The sequence below is a fragment of the Roseateles paludis genome (genome assembly GCF_039872745.1).
Classification (GTDB): Bacteria; Pseudomonadota; Gammaproteobacteria; order Burkholderiales; family Burkholderiaceae_C; genus Pelomonas; species Pelomonas paludis.
On the sequence record NZ_JBDPZD010000019.1, the window covers coordinates 1 to 1,313 of the forward strand.

1 protein-coding gene and 1 other annotated feature are annotated in these 1,313 nt (G+C 63.9%); the gene reads left to right on the plus strand.

Going from position 1 to position 1,313, the window contains the following annotated elements:
• Window positions 1-48 precede the first annotated feature (48 nt).
• Window positions 49-1,274 (plus strand): IS3 family transposase gene (locus ABDJ85_RS20285; protein ID WP_347706626.1). Its coding sequence is split into 2 segments (ribosomal slippage): window positions 49-337 and window positions 337-1,274, totalling 1,227 coding nucleotides; the frame shifts between segments, so codons are not numbered across the junction.
• Window positions 327-443 (plus strand) — a sequence feature (AL1L pseudoknot). (Overlaps the previous gene by 117 nt.)
• Window positions 1,275-1,313 lie beyond the last annotated feature (39 nt).

Here is a 1,313-nt window from a genome sequence, read left to right on the forward strand (position 1 = left end):
TGAAGCGCCCCGGGTTTTGAGGAGGCTCCAACTCTAGAGAATGGAGCCATGAAGAAGTCCCCGAAGTTTTCACCCGAGGTGCGCGAGCGCGCGGTACGTATGGTGCTGGAGCACCGCGGCGAGCACCCGTCCCAGTGGGCCGCCATCGAGTCCATCGCCGGCAAGATCGGCTGTGTGCCCCAGACACTGCACACCTGGATTCGGCAGCACGAGGTTGACGCCGGTCAGCGCGAAGGCCTCTCAACGACTGAGGCACAGCGCATCAAGGAACTTGAACGTGAAGTGCGCGAGCTGCGCAAGGCCAACGAGATCCTGAAGCTGGCCAGCGCGTTTTTTGCTCAGGCGGAGCTCGACCGCCGCATCAAGTCCTGAAGGACTTTGTCGACCAGCGGCGCCAGCAGTTTGGGGTCGAGTCGATCTGCCGTGTTTTGCAGATCGCCCCATCGGCCTATTGGCGCCACGCAGCGCGGCAGCGGTGCCCATCCCTGCGCTCTGTACGCGCCCAGCGCGACGCGAGCTTGGTGCCGCAGCTGCGGCGGGTCTGGGAAGCCAACTTGCGGGTCTATGGAGCCGACAAGGTCTGGCGCCAGATGAACCGCGAAGGCATCCCGGTGGCGCGCTGCACCGTGGAGCGGTTGATGGGTCAAGAGGGCCTGCAGGGCGCCCGTCGCGGCAAGCAGGTGCGAACCACCGTGCCCGACCCCAAGGCAGCCTGTCCGCTTGACCTGGTCAATCGGAAGTTCATCGCGGAGCGGCCGAACCAGCTTTGGGTCTCGGACTTCACCTACGTTTCAACGTGGCAGGGCTGGGTCTACATCGCCTTTGTCGTCGACGTGTTCAGCCGGCGCATCGTTGGTTGGCGACAGAGCAGCTCAATGCACACCGAGTTCGTGCTGGATGCGCTGGAGCAGGCGTTGTTCGACCGCAGGCCGGGCCACGAGGAGGGCTTGGTGCACCACTCCGACAGAGGCTCGCAATACGTCAGCATTCGCTACAGCGAGCGCTTGGCCGAGGCAGGTATCGAACCCTCCGTCGGCTCCACGGGAGACAGCTACGACAACGCCCTGGCCGAGACGATCAACGGGTTGTACAAGGCCGAGGTCATTCATCGTCGAGGGCCATGGAAGACCAAGCAAGCGGTCGAACTGGCAACGCTGGAGTGGGTGGCGTGGTTCAACAATCACCGGCTGATGGCGCCGCTCGGGTACGTCCCGCCAGCTGAGTTTGAAGCCAACTACCATCGTCAACGCGCTGGTCAGGCCGCGCCCGTCTGACTTAAACCAACGGGCCTCCGCAATACCCGGGGCGCTTCA